Origin of the sequence: Kitasatospora sp. NPDC052896, from assembly GCF_044547075.1 — a bacterium.
GTDB lineage: Bacteria > Actinomycetota > Actinomycetes > Streptomycetales > Streptomycetaceae > Kitasatospora.
In genome coordinates, this window is the sequence record NZ_JBITZU010000027.1 from 1 (window position 1) to 13,520 (window position 13,520).

Genomic DNA, 13,520 nt, shown 5'->3' on the forward strand with positions numbered 1-13,520 from the left:
TCGCAGGCCCTCCGGGCGTTTCGTTCGTTCTGCATTCAGCTTATCAGACCCGATCCGCAGTGTTTCCCGCGAATCTTTCCCGACTCACTTCCCGCTGGCCTTTCGACCGCCTTCCGGCGCTTCAGATCCTAGCAGATCCTCCGTGCCCTCCGGCCTTCAAGTGGCCTTCGCCGTAACCGACCTGACGGCCTGTCCGACACCTCAAACTTTAGCCCAGTCCCGCTCCGAAAAGCGAATCCGGACCCACTCCCAGAAATACGAACACAGCAAAACAAGGCCGACCCGCGACAGCGCGCGAAAAGCCGACCCAGCGGTACTGGGAAAGGTGTTCCAGGAGAGTGGCCGCCCCGGGACCGTCCGCGCAGACGCGTGTCCGGTGCTCCCTGCCGAGCGACTTGGACACGCTACGCCCTCGCTGCCACCGATGCAAGCGCGGCCGGCCGGTGGAGCGGATCCCCACGATCCGCTCCAACCGGCCGGCCCGCACGGTGGAGTTCAGCTGTTGGTCGGGAAGCCCAGGTTGATGCCACCGTGCGAGGGGTCGAGCCAGCGCTGGGTGACGGCCTTGCCCCGGGTGAAGAACTGGACGCCGTCCGGCCCGTACGCGTGGGCGTCGCCGAAGAGCGAGGCCTTCCAGCCGCCGAAGGAGTAGTACGCCACCGGCACCGGGATCGGCACGTTGATGCCGACCATGCCGACCTCCACCTCGTGCTGGAACCGCCGCGCGGCGCCACCGTCATTGGTGAAGATCGCCACGCCGTTGCCGTACGGGTTGGCGTTGATCAGCTCCAGGCCCTCCTCGTACGAGCCCACCCGGACCACCGAGAGCACCGGGCCGAAGATCTCGTCGTTGTAGACGGACATCCCGGGCTTCACGTGGTCGAAGAGGGTCGGGCCGAGCCAGAAGCCGTCGGCCGTCGACTCACCCTCGGCGTCGGTGCCGGTCACCGGGTGCCGGCGCCCGTCGACGGCCAGCTCCGCGCCGTCCGCGAGCCCCGACTCGACGTACGAGGTCACCTTGTCCCGGTGCTGGCCGGTGACCAGCGGGCCCATCTCGGAGTCGCCGTTGCAGCCGGGCCCGACCTTCAGCGCCGCCATCCGCTGCCTGATCTTCTCGACCAGCTCGTCACCGATCGGGTCGACGGCGACCAGCACCGAGACCGCCATGCACCGCTCCCCCGCCGCGCCGAAGCCCGCGTTGACGGCGGCGTCGGCGCTGAGGTCGAGGTCGGCGTCCGGCAGCACCAGCATGTGGTTCTTCGCCCCGCCCAGAGCCTGCACCCGCTTGCCGTAGCGGGTGCCGGTCTCGTAGACGTACCGGGCGATCGGGGTGGAGCCGACGAAGCTGACCGACTTGATGTCCGGGTGCTCCAGCAGGCGGTCCACCGCGACCTTGTCACCGTGCACGACGTTGAAGACGCCGTCCGGCAGCCCCGCCTCCTTCCACAGTCCCGCGAGGAAGTTGGCCGCCGACGGGTCCTTCTCGGAGGGCTTGAGGACCACCGTGTTCCCGGCCGCGATGGCGATCGGGAAGAACCACATCGGCACCATGGCCGGGAAGTTGAACGGCGAGATGATCGCCACCGGACCGAGCGGCTGACGGATCGAGTAGACGTCGATGCCGGTCGAGGCCTGCTCGGTGAAGCCCCCCTTGAGTAGCTGCGGGATCCCGCAGGCGTACTCCACGACCTCCAGCCCGCGGGCCAGTTCGCCCAGCGCGTCCGAGTACACCTTGCCGTGCTCGGAGACGATGATCCGGGCCAGCTCCTCCTTCCGCGCGTTGAACAGCTCGCGGAAGTTGAAGAGCACCGTGGTGCGCTTGGCGATCGAGGCGTGCCGCCACTCGGCGAACGCGGCGTGCGCCGCCGCGACGGCCTGGTCGACCTCCGCGATCCCGGCGAAGTCCACCTGTCCGGAGATCCGTCCGGTGGCCGGGTCGTAGATGTCGCCCCGGCTGGGCGCGGCACCGGCCGTCGGCACCGCGACACCGTCGATCCAGTGGGTGAGGTGCTTGCTGACAGTGGGCTTGCTCAAGGTCGTTGCCTCCGAAGTCTCGGGCGGCTCAGCTGCCGCCGGACCCCGCGCCGGCGCCATCCAGTGGGACGGCGGGGGTACGGCGCTACCGCGCTCGTCTCCAGTCTGCGGGCCGGATCGGACACGCTCAACGACCACACTGACGGGGATCGCCCGGTCGGCCTTACACCTCGTAGCAATCAGACGTGCTCACCGGGCCCGCCCAGCCCGGCAGCCGCCTCGTGCAACGCCAGTTCCAGCAGCACCGGGTCGTTCAGCCGCCCCGAACCGTCCGGGGGCACCAGCCAGCGGAGTCCGGCGCCGCCACCGCGGGCGGGGTGCGGCACCACCACCCAGGTGCCGTCGCCCGCGCCGCGCACCCCGGTGCCCACCCAGCGCGCGGCCGTACCGACCGGAACCAGGAACCCGACGCTGTCGTCCCCCGGGTCGGTGAGCACCGGCCCGCTGCCGGGCAGCCGGTCGAGCAGCCGCAGCGCGGGCCGGCCCAACGGGCCCGGCACCAGCAGCACGTCCCAGAGCCGCCCGGCCGGCAGCAGGACGACGCCCAGCCCCGAGCGCACCCACTCCCGTCGGCAGGCGTCCGGATCCGGCGCGGCGGCCGCCAGCCAGTCCACGCCGGCAGTGGATCCGCTGCTCCCCATGGCCCGTCCTCCGCTCTCCTCGCGCGGTGACGATCCCGGGAGGACCGCCACCCGCCTCCGGAGAGAGCCGGGCGGCGGTCCTCTTACACCGGTGCCACGAACTGCACCGGCGCCACGAACCGAGTGCCCTCAGCCGCGGTCACCGAAGACCGTCCGGTGCCAATCCTTCCTGGCGGACCCCGTCAGGTCCTGCATGACGTGCTTGATCTGGGTGTACTCGTCAAGGGAGTACTGCGACATGTCCTTGCCGTGGCCGGAGGCCTTGTAGCCGCCGTGCGGCATCTCGCTGATGATCGGGATGTGGTCGTTGACCCAGACGCAGCCGGCCGCGATCTCCCGGGTGGCGCGCAGCGAGCGGTGTACGCCCCCGGTCCAGACCGAGGCGGCCAGGCCGTACGGGGTGTCATTGGCCAGCCGCAGGCCCTCGTCGTCCGAGTCGAAGGGCAGCACCACCAGCACCGGGCCGAAGATCTCGCCCTGCACCACCTCGCTCTCCTGCGCGGCGTCGATGATCAGCGTGGGCTGGTAGTAAGCGCCACGGCCGAGGTCGGTGCCGTCGTGGCCGAGGGTCGGGGCCGCGCCGCCGGTGACCACCGTGGCGCCGTGGCTCCGGGCCCGCTCGACGAAGCCGGCCACCCGGTCGCGGTGGGCGAAGGAGACCAGCGGCCCGAGGTCGGTCCGCGGGTTGCGGGGGTCACCCAGCCGGACCGTGCCGAACAGCTCGGCCACGCCCGCGACGAAGGCGTCGTAGAGCGGCCGCTGGACGTAGGCGCGGGTGGCGGCGGTGCAGTCCTGGCCGCTGTTGATCAGCGAGCCGGCGACCGCGCCGTGCACCGCCGCGTCCAGGTCCGCGTCGTCGAAGACCACGAACGGCGCCTTGCCGCCGAGCTCCAGGTGGGTGCGCTTGATCCCGGCGGTGGCCAGCTCGGCGACCCGCCGGCCGACCGCGGTCGAGCCGGTGAACGAGACCATGGCGACGTCGGGGTGGGCGACCAGGTGCTCGCCGGCGGTACGGCCGGCGCCGGTGACCACGTTGACCACGCCGTCCGGGATGCCCGCCTCGGTGCAGGCCCGGGCGAACATCAGCGAGGTGAGCGGGGTGAGTTCGGCGGGCTTGAGGACGATGGTGTTGCCGGCCGCGATCGCCGGGAGGATCTTCCAGGCGGCCATCTGCAGCGGGTAGTTCCACGGCGAGATCGACCCGACCACGCCGATCGCCTCGCGCCGGACGTAGGAGGTGTGGTCGCCCGAGTACTCACCGGCCGCCCGGCCCTCCAGGTTGCGCGCGGCACCCGCGAAGAAGGCGGTGTTGTCGATCGTGCCGGGCACGTCGAACTCGCTGGAGAGCTTGATCGGCTTGCCGGTCTGGGCGGTCTCCACCGCGGCGAACTCGGCCGCCCGCTCGTCGAGGACGGTGCTCAGCCGCAGCAGTGCGGCAGCCCGGGTGCCCGGGGTGGCTCGCGACCACTCGGGCAGCGCGGCCGCCGCGGCGGCCACCGCGGCGTCCACGTCCTCGGTCGAGGCCAGCCGCACCCGCTGCACGGTTCCGCCGTCGGCGGGATTGACCACGTCGAAGGGCTCGGGGCCGGTGCCGTGGCTCAGCCGGCCGGCGATGTACTGGGCGCCGTCCGCGAAGCTGCTCAGGTCCATGGGTCGGTTCTCCTCCATATGTCCATTCCACCCGCTCCGATCCGCCGACGATGCCCGGCCCGCGGTGAACGGGACAAGGCTCACTCCGGAAGCCGGGCCGCCAAGGGCCTTACAGGGTGACAGGACATCGGCGGGGCGACAGGTCGTCGGCTGGAGGCATGATTCAGCTACACCTTGTTGGCTGCTCTCCCCGACCGCATCCCGATGACCCAGGAGGCCCGGCGTGCTCCCCACCGTCGCCCGTGTGCTCGATCTCGACGTGATGCGGCGCGGACTGCCGCAGGTGGTGGCCGGGGCGGGCCACCTGGAGCGCCCGGTGCGCTGGGTGCACGTCAGCGAACTGCCCGACGTGGCAGGCGTGCTGCGCGGCGGCGAGCTGGTGCTGACCACCGGTATCGCGCTGCCCGAGGACCGCGAGGGGCTGGCCCGCTACGTCCGCGACCTGGCCGAGGTCTCAGTGGCCGGGCTGGTCGTGGAGTTCGGCCGCCGCTACTTCGACAGCCTGCCCCGGGCCCTGGTGCACGCCGCCGAGCAGCGCGGCCTGCCGCTGGTCGTGCTCCGCCGCGAGCTGCCGTTCGTCGCGGTGACCGAGGCGGTGCACGCGCTGGTGGTGAACGCCCAGTTGGAGCAGCTGCGGGCCTCCGAGGCGGTGCACCAGGTGTTCAACGAGCTGGCGGTGGAGGGCGCCGAGCCGGCCGAGGTACTGCGGCAGATCGCCCGGATGGCCGGCGCCCCGGTGGTGCTGGAGAACCTCAGCCACCAGGTGCTGGCCCACGACGCGGCGGGCCGCGCCGAGGAGGAGCTGCTGGAGAACTGGGAGCGCCGCTCGCGCGGGGTACGGCCGGCCGGGCGCACCGGCTACGACCGGCGCAGCGGCTGGCTGGTCACCACCGTGGGGGCGCGCGGCCAGGACTGGGGGCGCCTGGTGCTGGTCAACGAGCCGGGCCTGCTGCCGGACCAGGAGGCCCACCCGGACACCATGCTGCTGGAGCGCGGCGCGGCCACCCTGGCGCTCAACCGGCTGCTGGTGCGCGACCGGGAGAGCCTGGAGCGGCAGACCCACCGCACCCTGCTGTCCGGCATCCTCACCCACGCGCTGACCGTTTCCGAGGTGGCGCTGCGGGCCCAGGCGCTCGGGGTACCGCTGGAGAGCCGGCGGCTGGTCGGCGTGGTGCTGCGCCGACGCGGCGGGCCGATCCCGGCGGCCCTCGAGGCGCAGGCCAGGCTGCGGGACTTCACCGAGCTGGCGGCCACCGCCGCCCGGTCCTCCCGGCTCTCCGCCCTGGTCGGTGCGCTCGAGGACGAGGGGGTCGGCCTGCTGATCACGCTCGGTTCGCAGCAGGACGAGCACGCCGCGCTGGAGGAGTTCGCGGCCACGCTGCGCCGGCTGACGGCCGACGGCGCCAGGGAGACGGCTCCGCCGGTGATCGCGGTGGGCTCCTCGGTCGGCTCGGTGCGGGACGCCCGGCGCACCCTGATGGAGGCGACCCAGGTCGCCGACGCCGCACTGCACGACGCGCCGGGCGCCCGGGCCGCCTCCTACTACCGGCTGCCGGACGTCCGGCTGCGCGGCCTGCTGCACCTGCTCCGCGAGGACGCCCGCCTACAGACCTACGTGGAGCGCGAGTTGGGCCCGCTGCTGGCGCACGACGCCGAGCACGGCTCGCAGTTGGTGCAGCTGCTGCGGGTCTACCTGGAGCAGGGCCGCAACAAGTCGGCCGCGGCGGACGCCGCGCATCTGTCGCGGCCGTCCTTCTACGACCGGCTGCACAAGGTGGAGCGGATCCTGGCGGTCGACCTCGACCAGGTGGAGTCCTGCCTCTCCCTGCACGTGGCCCTGCTGGCGCTGGACGCCGTCCGGCGCTGACGGAGCGTCAGACCGTGTAGGCGTCGGCCACGGTGAGCGCCTCGTCGAGCACCGCGAGACCGGCCCTGGCCTCCTCGTCGGTGACCGTGCAGGGCGGCACCACGTGGAACCGGTTCATGTTGGTGAACGGCCACAGCCCGCGCTTCTTGCAGGCCGCGGCCAGCTCGGCCATCGGGCCGTTGGCGGCGCCGGCGGCGTTGTAGGGCACCAGCGGCTCCCGGGTGGCCCGGTCGCGCACCAGGTCCAGCGCCCAGAAGACGCCCAGCCCGCGCACCTCGCCCACCGACGGGTGACGCTCCGCCAGCTCACGCAGGCCGGGGCCGAGCACCTCCTCGCCGATCCGCCGGGCGTTCTCCACGATGCCCTCCTCGGCCATCGCGTTGATGGTGGCGACCGCGGAGGCACAGGCCAGCGGGTGGCCCGAGTAGGTGAGGCCGCCGGGGAACGGCCGCTCGGCGAAGCTGGCGGCGATCGCGGCGCTGATCGCCACCCCGCCGAGCGGGACGTAGCCGGAGTTGACGCCCTTGGCGAAGGTCAGCAGGTCCGGGGTGACGCCCCAGTGGTCGGCGGCGAACCAGGCGCCGGTGCGGCCGAAACCGGCCATCACCTCGTCCAGGATGAAGACGATGCCGTGACGGTCGCAGATCTCCCGGACCCCGGCCAGGTAGCCCGGCGGCGGCAGCAGGATGCCGGCGGTGCCGACCACCGTCTCCAGGATGATCGCCGCGATGGTCTGCGGGCCCTCGAACGCGATCACCTGCTCCAGGTGCGCCAGCGCCCGCTCGCACTCCTGCGCCTCGTTCTCGGCGTGGAAGTTGGAGCGGTAGGCGTACGGACCCCAGAAGTGCACGATGCCCGAGACGCCGAGGTCGTTGGCCCAGCGGCGCGGGTCGCCGGTGGCGGCGATCGCGTTGGCGGTGGCGCCGTGGTACGAGCGGTAGGTCGACATGATCTTCTGCCGGCCGGTGTGCAGCCGGGCCAGCCGGAAGGCGTTCTCGACGGCCTCGGCGCCGCCGTTGGTGAAGAAGATCTTGTCCAGGTCGCCGGGGGTGCGCTCGGCGATCAGCCGGGCGGCCTCGCTGCGCGCCTCCACCGCGAAGCCGGGTGCCAGGGTGCAGAGCTTGCCGGCCTGCTCCTGGATCGCCGCGACCACCTTCGGGTGCTGGTGCCCGATGTTGGTGTTCACCAGCTGGGAGGAGAAGTCGAGGTAGCGGTTGCCCTCGTAGTCCCAGAAGTACGAGCCCTCGGCCCCGGCCACCGCGAGGGGGTCGATCAGGGCCTGGGCGGACCACGAGTGGAAGACGTGCGCGCGGTCGGCGGCCTTGACGGCCTGCCCGGCGGCGGGATCGGCAGTGGGGATGCTCATGGTCGCCAGCGTAGGGAAGGGCCGGGGCGACCGGCAGCGGCATCTTGTCAGGTGCTCGCCCCGAGGGCCGACAGGCTGACAGGGCGCAGGGCCCGGGAGGAAGCCTCCCGGGTCCTGGCACTCACCGCGGCGCGGTTCAGATCGCGGTCATCACGTGCTTGATCCGGGTGTAGTCCTCGAAGCCGTAGGAGGAGAGGTCCTTGCCGTAGCCGGACTTCTTGAAGCCGCCGTGCGGCATCTCGGCGACCAGCGGGATGTGGGTGTTGATCCAGACGCAGCCGAAGTCCAGCCGGCGCGACATCCGCATGGCGCGGGCGTGGTCCTTGGTCCAGACCGAGGAGGCCAGCGCGAATTCCACGCCGTTGGCGTAGGCGACGGCCTGCTCCTCGTCGGTGAACTTCTGCACGGTGATGACCGGGCCGAAGACCTCGTTCTGGATGATCTCGTCGTCCTGCCGCAGGCCGGAGACCACGGTCGGGGCGTAGAAGTAGCCGGCCTCGCCGACCTGGTGGCCACCGGTCTCGACCTTGGCGTGCGCGGGCAGCCGCTCGATGAAGCCGGCCACCTGCTTCAGCTGGTTGGCGTTGTTCAGCGGGCCGTAGAGCACGTCCTCGTCGTCGATGCCGCCGGTCTTGGTGTCGGCCGCGGCCTTGGCCAGCGCGGCCACGAAGGCGTCGTGGATGGACTCGTGCACCAGCACGCGGGTGGCCGCGGTGCAGTCCTGGCCGGCGTTGAAGAACCCGGCCACCGAGATGCCCTCGACCGCCTCGGCGATGTCGGCGTCCTCGAACACCACCACCGGGGCCTTGCCGCCGAGCTCCAGGTGCACCCGCTTGACGTCCTTGGCGGCGCTGCCGGCCACCTGGATGCCGGCGCGGACCGAGCCGGTGATCGAGGCCATCGCCGGGGTGCTGTGCTCGACCATCAGCCGGCCGGTCTCCCGGTCGCCGCAGATCACGTTGAAGACGCCGGCCGGCAGCTCCAGCTCGGCCAGGATGCCGCCGATGATCTCGGCCAGCAGCACGGTGGAGGCCGGGGTGGTGTCGGAGGGCTTGAGGACCACGGTGTTGCCCGCGGCGATGGCCGGGGCGAACTTCCAGACCGCCATCATCATCGGGTAGTTCCACGGCGCGACCTGGGCGCAGACGCCGACCGGCTCGCGGCGGATGATCGAGGTCATCCCGTCCATGTACTCGCCCGCGGCCTTGCCCTCCAGCAGGCGGGCGGCGCCGGCGAAGAAGCGGGTCTGGTCGGCCATCGGGCCGATCTCCTCGGACTTGGTGAGCCCGCGCGGCTTGCCGGTGTTGCGACACTCGGCGTCCACCAGCTCGTCGGCACGCGCCTCGACCGCGTCGGCGATCTTCAGCAGCAGCTTCTGCCGGGTCGAGGGGGTGGCGTCGCGCCAGGTCTCGAAGGCCGCCGCGGCCGAGGCCATCGCGGCGTCGACGTCGGCCGCGCCCGACAGCGGGGAGGTCGCGTACACCTGGCCGGTGGTCGGGTCGACCACGTCCAGCGTGCGGCCGTCCGCCGCGTCGACGAACTCGCCGTTGATGTAGTTGCGCAGCGTACGAAGGTCGCTCACGACATCTCTCCTCGGGTTGCGGTCGGCGCGATGGCGGCCGACCCGGCGGGGTGCCAGTGGACCAGGCCGGTGGCCCGGTGCGGCGCCCGCGGAAAGGGGGGGCCGCCGAGTAGCCGGGCCCGGTGGGGCACGGTCCACTGGTGGGGAGCGTACGCCCCGGAGGGACGCGCGCGCGTGACCTGGAAAGAGTAGCCGGATTCTTGCCGTTATCGACATACCCTCGGGCTGATCGCGATGAAATCCGTACCGTTTCCAAATCATCGCAACGAAATCAGCAGCAGAATCACTTGCGAACATCCGGTCGATCAGGCACAGTGGCGGCGTGGCCAACCGCGACCGGACCAGCAGCGTCCCCCTCGACTCCGTCTCCAAGGCGATCATCGAGCAGCTGCAGGAGGACGGCCGCCGCGCCTACGCGACCATCGGCAAGGCCGTCGGCCTCTCCGAGGCCGCCGTACGGCAACGCGTCCAGAAGCTCCTCGACCAGGGCGTGATGCAGATCGTCGCCGTCACCGACCCGCTGACCGTCGGGTTCACCCGACAGGCGATGGTCGGCATCACGGCCGAGGGTGACATCGAGCCGATCGCCGACGCGCTGGCGGCCATGGACGAGGTCGACTACGTGGTCTGCACCGCGGGGTCGTTCGACCTGCTGGCCGAGTTGGTGTGCGAGGACGACGAGCACCTGCTGGAAATGATCAACAAGCGAATCCGCGCGCTTCCCGGCGTGCGGAGGACCGAGAGCTTCGTTTACCTGAAGCTCCGGAAACAGACCTACACCTGGGGCACCCGATGAGCGCCGACCCGGCACCGAAGGACCTTTCGAAGACCGCCTACGACCACCTGTGGATGCACTTCACCCGCATGTCGTCGTACGAGAACTCTCCCGTCCCGACCATCGTCAAGGGCGAGGGCACCTACGTCTGGGACGCCAACGGCAAGAAGTACCTCGACGGCCTGGCCGGCCTGTTCGTGGTGCAGGCCGGTCACGGCCGCGAGGAGCTCGCCGAGGCCGCCGCCAAGCAGGCCAAGGAGCTCGCCTTCTTCCCCGTGTGGAGCTACGCCCACCCGAAGGCCGTCGAGCTGGCCGAGCGCCTCGCCAACTACGCCCCGGGCGACCTGAACAAGGTCTTCTTCTCCACCGGTGGTGGCGAGGCCGTGGAGACCGCCTGGAAGCTCGCCAAGCAGTACTTCAAGCTGACCGGCAAGCCGACCAAGTACAAGGTCATCTCGCGTGCCGTCGCCTACCACGGCACCCCGCAGGGCGCCCTGTCGATCACCGGCCTGCCGGGCCTGAAGGCGCCGTTCGAGCCGCTGGTGCCGGGCACTCACAAGGCCCCGAACACCAACATCTACCGCGCCCCGGCCTTCCTCGCCGGCCCCGACGGCACGGTCGACCCGGAGGCCTACGGCCGCTGGTGCGCCGACGAGATCGAGGTCGCCATCCTCAACGAGGGCGCGGACACCGTCGCCGCCGTCTTCGTCGAGCCGGTGCAGAACGCCGGTGGCTGCTTCCCGCCGCCGCCCGGCTACTTCCAGCGGCTGCGCGAGATCTGCGACCGGCACGACGTGCTGCTGGTCTCGGACGAGGTCATCTGCGCCTTCGGCCGGCTCGGCACGATGTTCGGCGCCGACAAGTTCGGCTACCAGCCCGACATGATCACCTGCGCCAAGGGCATGACCTCGGGCTACTCCCCGATCGGCGCCACCATCATCTCGGACCGGCTGGCCGAGCCGTTCTACAAGGGCGAGAACACCTTCCTGCACGGCTACACCTTCGGCGGCCACCCGGTCTCGTCGGCGGTCGCGCTGGCCAACCTCGACATCTTCGAGCGCGAGGGCCTCAACCAGCACGTGCTCGACAACGAGTCGAAGTTCCTCGGCACCCTGAACAAGCTGCGCGACCTGCCGATCGTCGGCGACGTCCGCGGCAACGGGTACTTCTACGGCATCGAGCTGGTCAAGGACAAGACCACCAAGGAGTCGTTCAACGCCGAGGAGGTGGAGCGGGTGCTCTACGGCTTCCTCTCCAAGGCGCTCTTCGACAACGGCCTGTACTGCCGCGCCGACGACCGTGGCGACCCGGTCGTCCAGCTGGCCCCGCCGCTGATCTCCGACCAGTCGACCTTCGACGAGATCGAGCAGATCCTGCGGGTCAGCCTCACCGACGCGTGGGCCAAGATCTGATCGGAACGACCTCCTGACCCACCCTCCTCCGCAGGGCGGTACCGCGCGGCCTCCTCCTCAGGGCCGCCGGTACCGCCCTGCGGTGGTTCTCCGGCGGATCGTCCGATGGTTCGTCCGGGTGCAATCCCGAGCCCCCACCCGTGTGCCGCCACCTCCCGGCGAGCCGGTCGTTCTACTCTGACGACCGTCATTCCCCTGCACCCGTCCGTGCAGAAGCCCCCTTCATGAGCGGCGGAGGAATCCATGTCAGCGGCCCCGCCCGACAACGACGTGCTGTGGGCCCGGGGGATCGTCAAGTCCCACCACGGCACCCCGGCCCTGAGCGAGGTCTCGATCGCCGTCCGCGAGGGCGAGGTACTGGCCGTCACCGGACCGCGCGGCTCCGGCAAGAGCACGCTGCTCGGCTGCCTCTCCGCGCTGCTGCCGGTGGACTCCGGAGAGATCTGGTTCAACAACTCGCCGGTGCACACGCTGAGCCGGGCCGGCCGGGAGCGGCTCCGCCGCGACCGCTTCGGATTCGTCGGCTCCGAACCCCACCTGGTGCCGGAGCTGACCGCCCGGGAGAACGTGGCGCTGCCCCTGTTGCTGACCGGCTCCGGCCACCGGGCCGCGTACGGCGCCGCCGCCGACTGGCTGGAGCGGCTCGACGTGAGCGAGTTCGCCAGGCGCCGGCCGGCCGAGCTGACCCAGGGCCAGCGGCAGCGGATCGCGGTGGCCCGGGCGCTGGCCCCGCTCCCCCAGGTGGTGTTCGCCGACGACCCGACCGCGCCGCTGCACCGTGAGGCCCAGGACCAGGTGCTGCGGATACTGACCAGCGCCGCCCGCTCCCACCGGCTCACCCTGGTCCTGGCCGCCCACGACCCGGAACTCGCCCGCTACGCCGACCGCACGGTGGCGCTGGTCGACGGCCGTACCCCGGTGCCCGCCGCGGCGGTCCGCCGCTCCGCCCCCGCGCCGCTCGCCGCCTCGCACTGAACCCGCGCCGCACGCGTAGCGCTCTCGCACCGCTCTCGTACCGAAGGGCCCCCAGGTGTTCTGTCTCCGGTTGGTCAGGGGGTACCGGGTGCTCGACCTGGGCCGCTGGCTGCTCATCGCCGTCGCGGCCGCCGCGGCCGCCGGCTTCCTGCTGCGCGCGCTGGGCCGGGCGATGAGCAGCCCGGCCGGGACGGTGACGGCCGACCAACTGCTCTGGTGCCTGCCGCCGCTGGTCGCGGTCACCTGGTTCGCGGCCGTCGGCGCCCGGGCGCTGCCCGCCCAACGGCCGGAGCGGATGGCCGGGCTGGTGGCGGCCGGCGCCGGGCCGACCCGGATCCGGCTGCTGATCGCCGGCGAGATCGCGTTCGCCTGCGCCGCGGGCGGGCTGGCCGCGCTGCTGCTCTTCCTGGTGCTGCGCAACGACATCGCCGGCCCCGGGCTGGCACCGGAGATCGGGATGGGGGTGCCGCTCCCGCCGGCCGCGCCGGTGGCGCTGCTCACCGTGCTGCCGGTGGTCGCCGCGCTGTCCGCCGCGCTCGCGGTGCCGGTGCGGGAGGAGCTGATCCGTGGCACCGCCGAGCCGGCCCAGGCCCGCCGGTTCGGTCCGGTGCGCACCGGCCTGGCCGGCGGACTGGCCCTCACCGGCACCCTGGTGGAGCTGTACGGGCTGCGCCCGGCGGCCCCGGTGGACCCGCACCCGCTGACGCTCGCCGCCGACCTCGGCCACAGCAGCCCGAACCTGCTGCTCGGCTGGGCCGTCGCGGCGCTCGGGCTGGCCCTGTTGACCGGGCCGCTGCTCGCGCTGGCCGGCCAGTTGCTCGCGCTGGGCCGGCCGAGCGCCCGGCGGCTGCTGGCCGGGCGCGGGCTGGCCGGTACGGCCCGCGGGTTGGGCACGCCACTGGCGGTGCTGGCCTTCACGGTGGCGGTCGTGCTGACCTCGCTGCGGCACTGGGTGGCGCCCGGGGCGGCCGGCGCGGCCGTGGTGCCGGCCGCCGAGGCGCTGCTGGTCACCGGCTGCGCGCTGGCCGCCGTGATCGCCCGACTGACCGAGCTCCGCGCGGTGCGCGCTCCGGTCGCCGGCACGCTGCGGCTGCTCGGCGCCTCGCCGCACCTGCTGCTCGGCGCCGCCGTGCTGCGCTGGCTGGTCGGCGGCACCGTGCTGCTCGCCACCGGCGGGCTGACCGCCGTGCTGGCCGCCGGGATGCTCTCCTAGCCGCG

10 protein-coding genes are annotated in these 13,520 nt (G+C 72.2%); 5 read left to right on the forward strand and 5 right to left on the reverse strand.

Features of this window, described 5'->3' with window-relative positions; translation table 11 throughout:
- Positions 1-495 precede the first annotated feature (495 nt).
- From ACIGXM_RS32090 to ACIGXM_RS32100, 3 genes are all read right to left on the reverse strand, one after another.
- A complete protein-coding gene (locus tag ACIGXM_RS32090) occupies positions 496-2,094 on the reverse strand; it encodes a CoA-acylating methylmalonate-semialdehyde dehydrogenase (RefSeq protein ID WP_396567133.1) in 1,599 nt (532 codons plus the stop codon).
- A gap of 119 nt (positions 2,095-2,213) precedes the next feature.
- On the reverse strand, positions 2,214-2,675 hold the full coding sequence (locus tag ACIGXM_RS32095) for a hypothetical protein (RefSeq protein ID WP_396567135.1): 462 nt from the start codon (positions 2,673-2,675) through the stop codon (positions 2,214-2,216).
- 129 nt (positions 2,676-2,804) lie between these two features.
- Positions 2,805-4,343, reverse strand: a complete 1,539-nt coding sequence (locus tag ACIGXM_RS32100; protein ID WP_396567137.1) for a gamma-aminobutyraldehyde dehydrogenase — start codon at positions 4,341-4,343, stop codon at positions 2,805-2,807.
- Positions 4,344-4,548: 205 nt separating this feature from the next.
- Between ACIGXM_RS32100 and ACIGXM_RS32105 the strand changes: the two genes are divergently transcribed.
- Positions 4,549-6,192 (forward strand): PucR family transcriptional regulator, encoded by a 1,644-nt coding sequence (locus ACIGXM_RS32105; protein ID WP_396567139.1) that lies wholly within the window; start codon positions 4,549-4,551, stop codon positions 6,190-6,192.
- 7 nt (positions 6,193-6,199) lie between these two features.
- On the opposite strand, the gene ACIGXM_RS32110 is transcribed toward ACIGXM_RS32105, so the two are convergent.
- The gene (locus ACIGXM_RS32110) at positions 6,200-7,558 is read right to left on the reverse strand and encodes an aspartate aminotransferase family protein (protein ID WP_396567141.1); all 1,359 of its coding nucleotides are present in this window, start codon (positions 7,556-7,558) and stop codon (positions 6,200-6,202) included.
- A 136-nt stretch (positions 7,559-7,694) separates the two neighbouring features.
- Positions 7,695-9,140 (reverse strand): gamma-aminobutyraldehyde dehydrogenase, encoded by a 1,446-nt coding sequence (locus ACIGXM_RS32115; protein WP_396567143.1) that lies wholly within the window; start codon positions 9,138-9,140, stop codon positions 7,695-7,697.
- Positions 9,141-9,462: 322 nt separating this feature from the next.
- Between ACIGXM_RS32115 and ACIGXM_RS32120 the strand changes: the two genes are divergently transcribed.
- The 4 genes from ACIGXM_RS32120 (at position 9,463) to ACIGXM_RS32135 (ending at position 13,515) form a co-directional block, all read left to right on the forward strand.
- Positions 9,463-9,936 carry an Lrp/AsnC family transcriptional regulator gene (locus ACIGXM_RS32120; protein ID WP_396567145.1) on the forward strand — a complete coding sequence of 158 codons (474 nt, stop codon included), beginning with the start codon at positions 9,463-9,465 and terminating at the stop codon, positions 9,934-9,936.
- Positions 9,933-11,327, forward strand: a complete 1,395-nt coding sequence (locus tag ACIGXM_RS32125) for an aspartate aminotransferase family protein (protein ID WP_396567147.1) — start codon at positions 9,933-9,935, stop codon at positions 11,325-11,327. The genes ACIGXM_RS32120 and ACIGXM_RS32125 overlap by 4 nt, the downstream gene beginning before the upstream one ends.
- A gap of 243 nt (positions 11,328-11,570) precedes the next feature.
- Positions 11,571-12,302: an ABC transporter ATP-binding protein gene (locus ACIGXM_RS32130; protein WP_396567149.1), complete on the forward strand. Its 732-nt coding sequence runs from the start codon at positions 11,571-11,573 to the stop codon at positions 12,300-12,302.
- An 88-nt stretch (positions 12,303-12,390) separates the two neighbouring features.
- Positions 12,391-13,515 (forward strand): hypothetical protein, encoded by a 1,125-nt coding sequence (locus ACIGXM_RS32135; RefSeq protein WP_396567151.1) that lies wholly within the window; start codon positions 12,391-12,393, stop codon positions 13,513-13,515.
- Positions 13,516-13,520 lie beyond the last annotated feature (5 nt).

What these genes read in the sequence shown, in the direction of transcription:
- ACIGXM_RS32090 (WP_396567133.1), bottom strand. Translation starts at nt 2,094, where the DNA reads ATGGCGCCGGCGCGGGGTCCGGCGGCAGCTGAGCCGCCCGAGACTTCG.
- ACIGXM_RS32095 (WP_396567135.1), bottom strand. Translation starts at nt 2,675, where the DNA reads ATGGGGAGCAGCGGATCCACTGCCGGCGTGGACTGGCTGGCGGCCGCC.
- ACIGXM_RS32100 (WP_396567137.1), bottom strand. Translation starts at nt 4,343, where the DNA reads ATGGAGGAGAACCGACCCATGGACCTGAGCAGCTTCGCGGACGGCGCC.
- ACIGXM_RS32110 (WP_396567141.1), bottom strand. Translation starts at nt 7,558, where the DNA reads ATGAGCATCCCCACTGCCGATCCCGCCGCCGGGCAGGCCGTCAAGGCC.
- ACIGXM_RS32125 (WP_396567147.1), top strand. Translation starts at nt 9,933, where the DNA reads ATGAGCGCCGACCCGGCACCGAAGGACCTTTCGAAGACCGCCTACGAC.
- ACIGXM_RS32130 (WP_396567149.1), top strand. Translation starts at nt 11,571, where the DNA reads ATGTCAGCGGCCCCGCCCGACAACGACGTGCTGTGGGCCCGGGGGATC.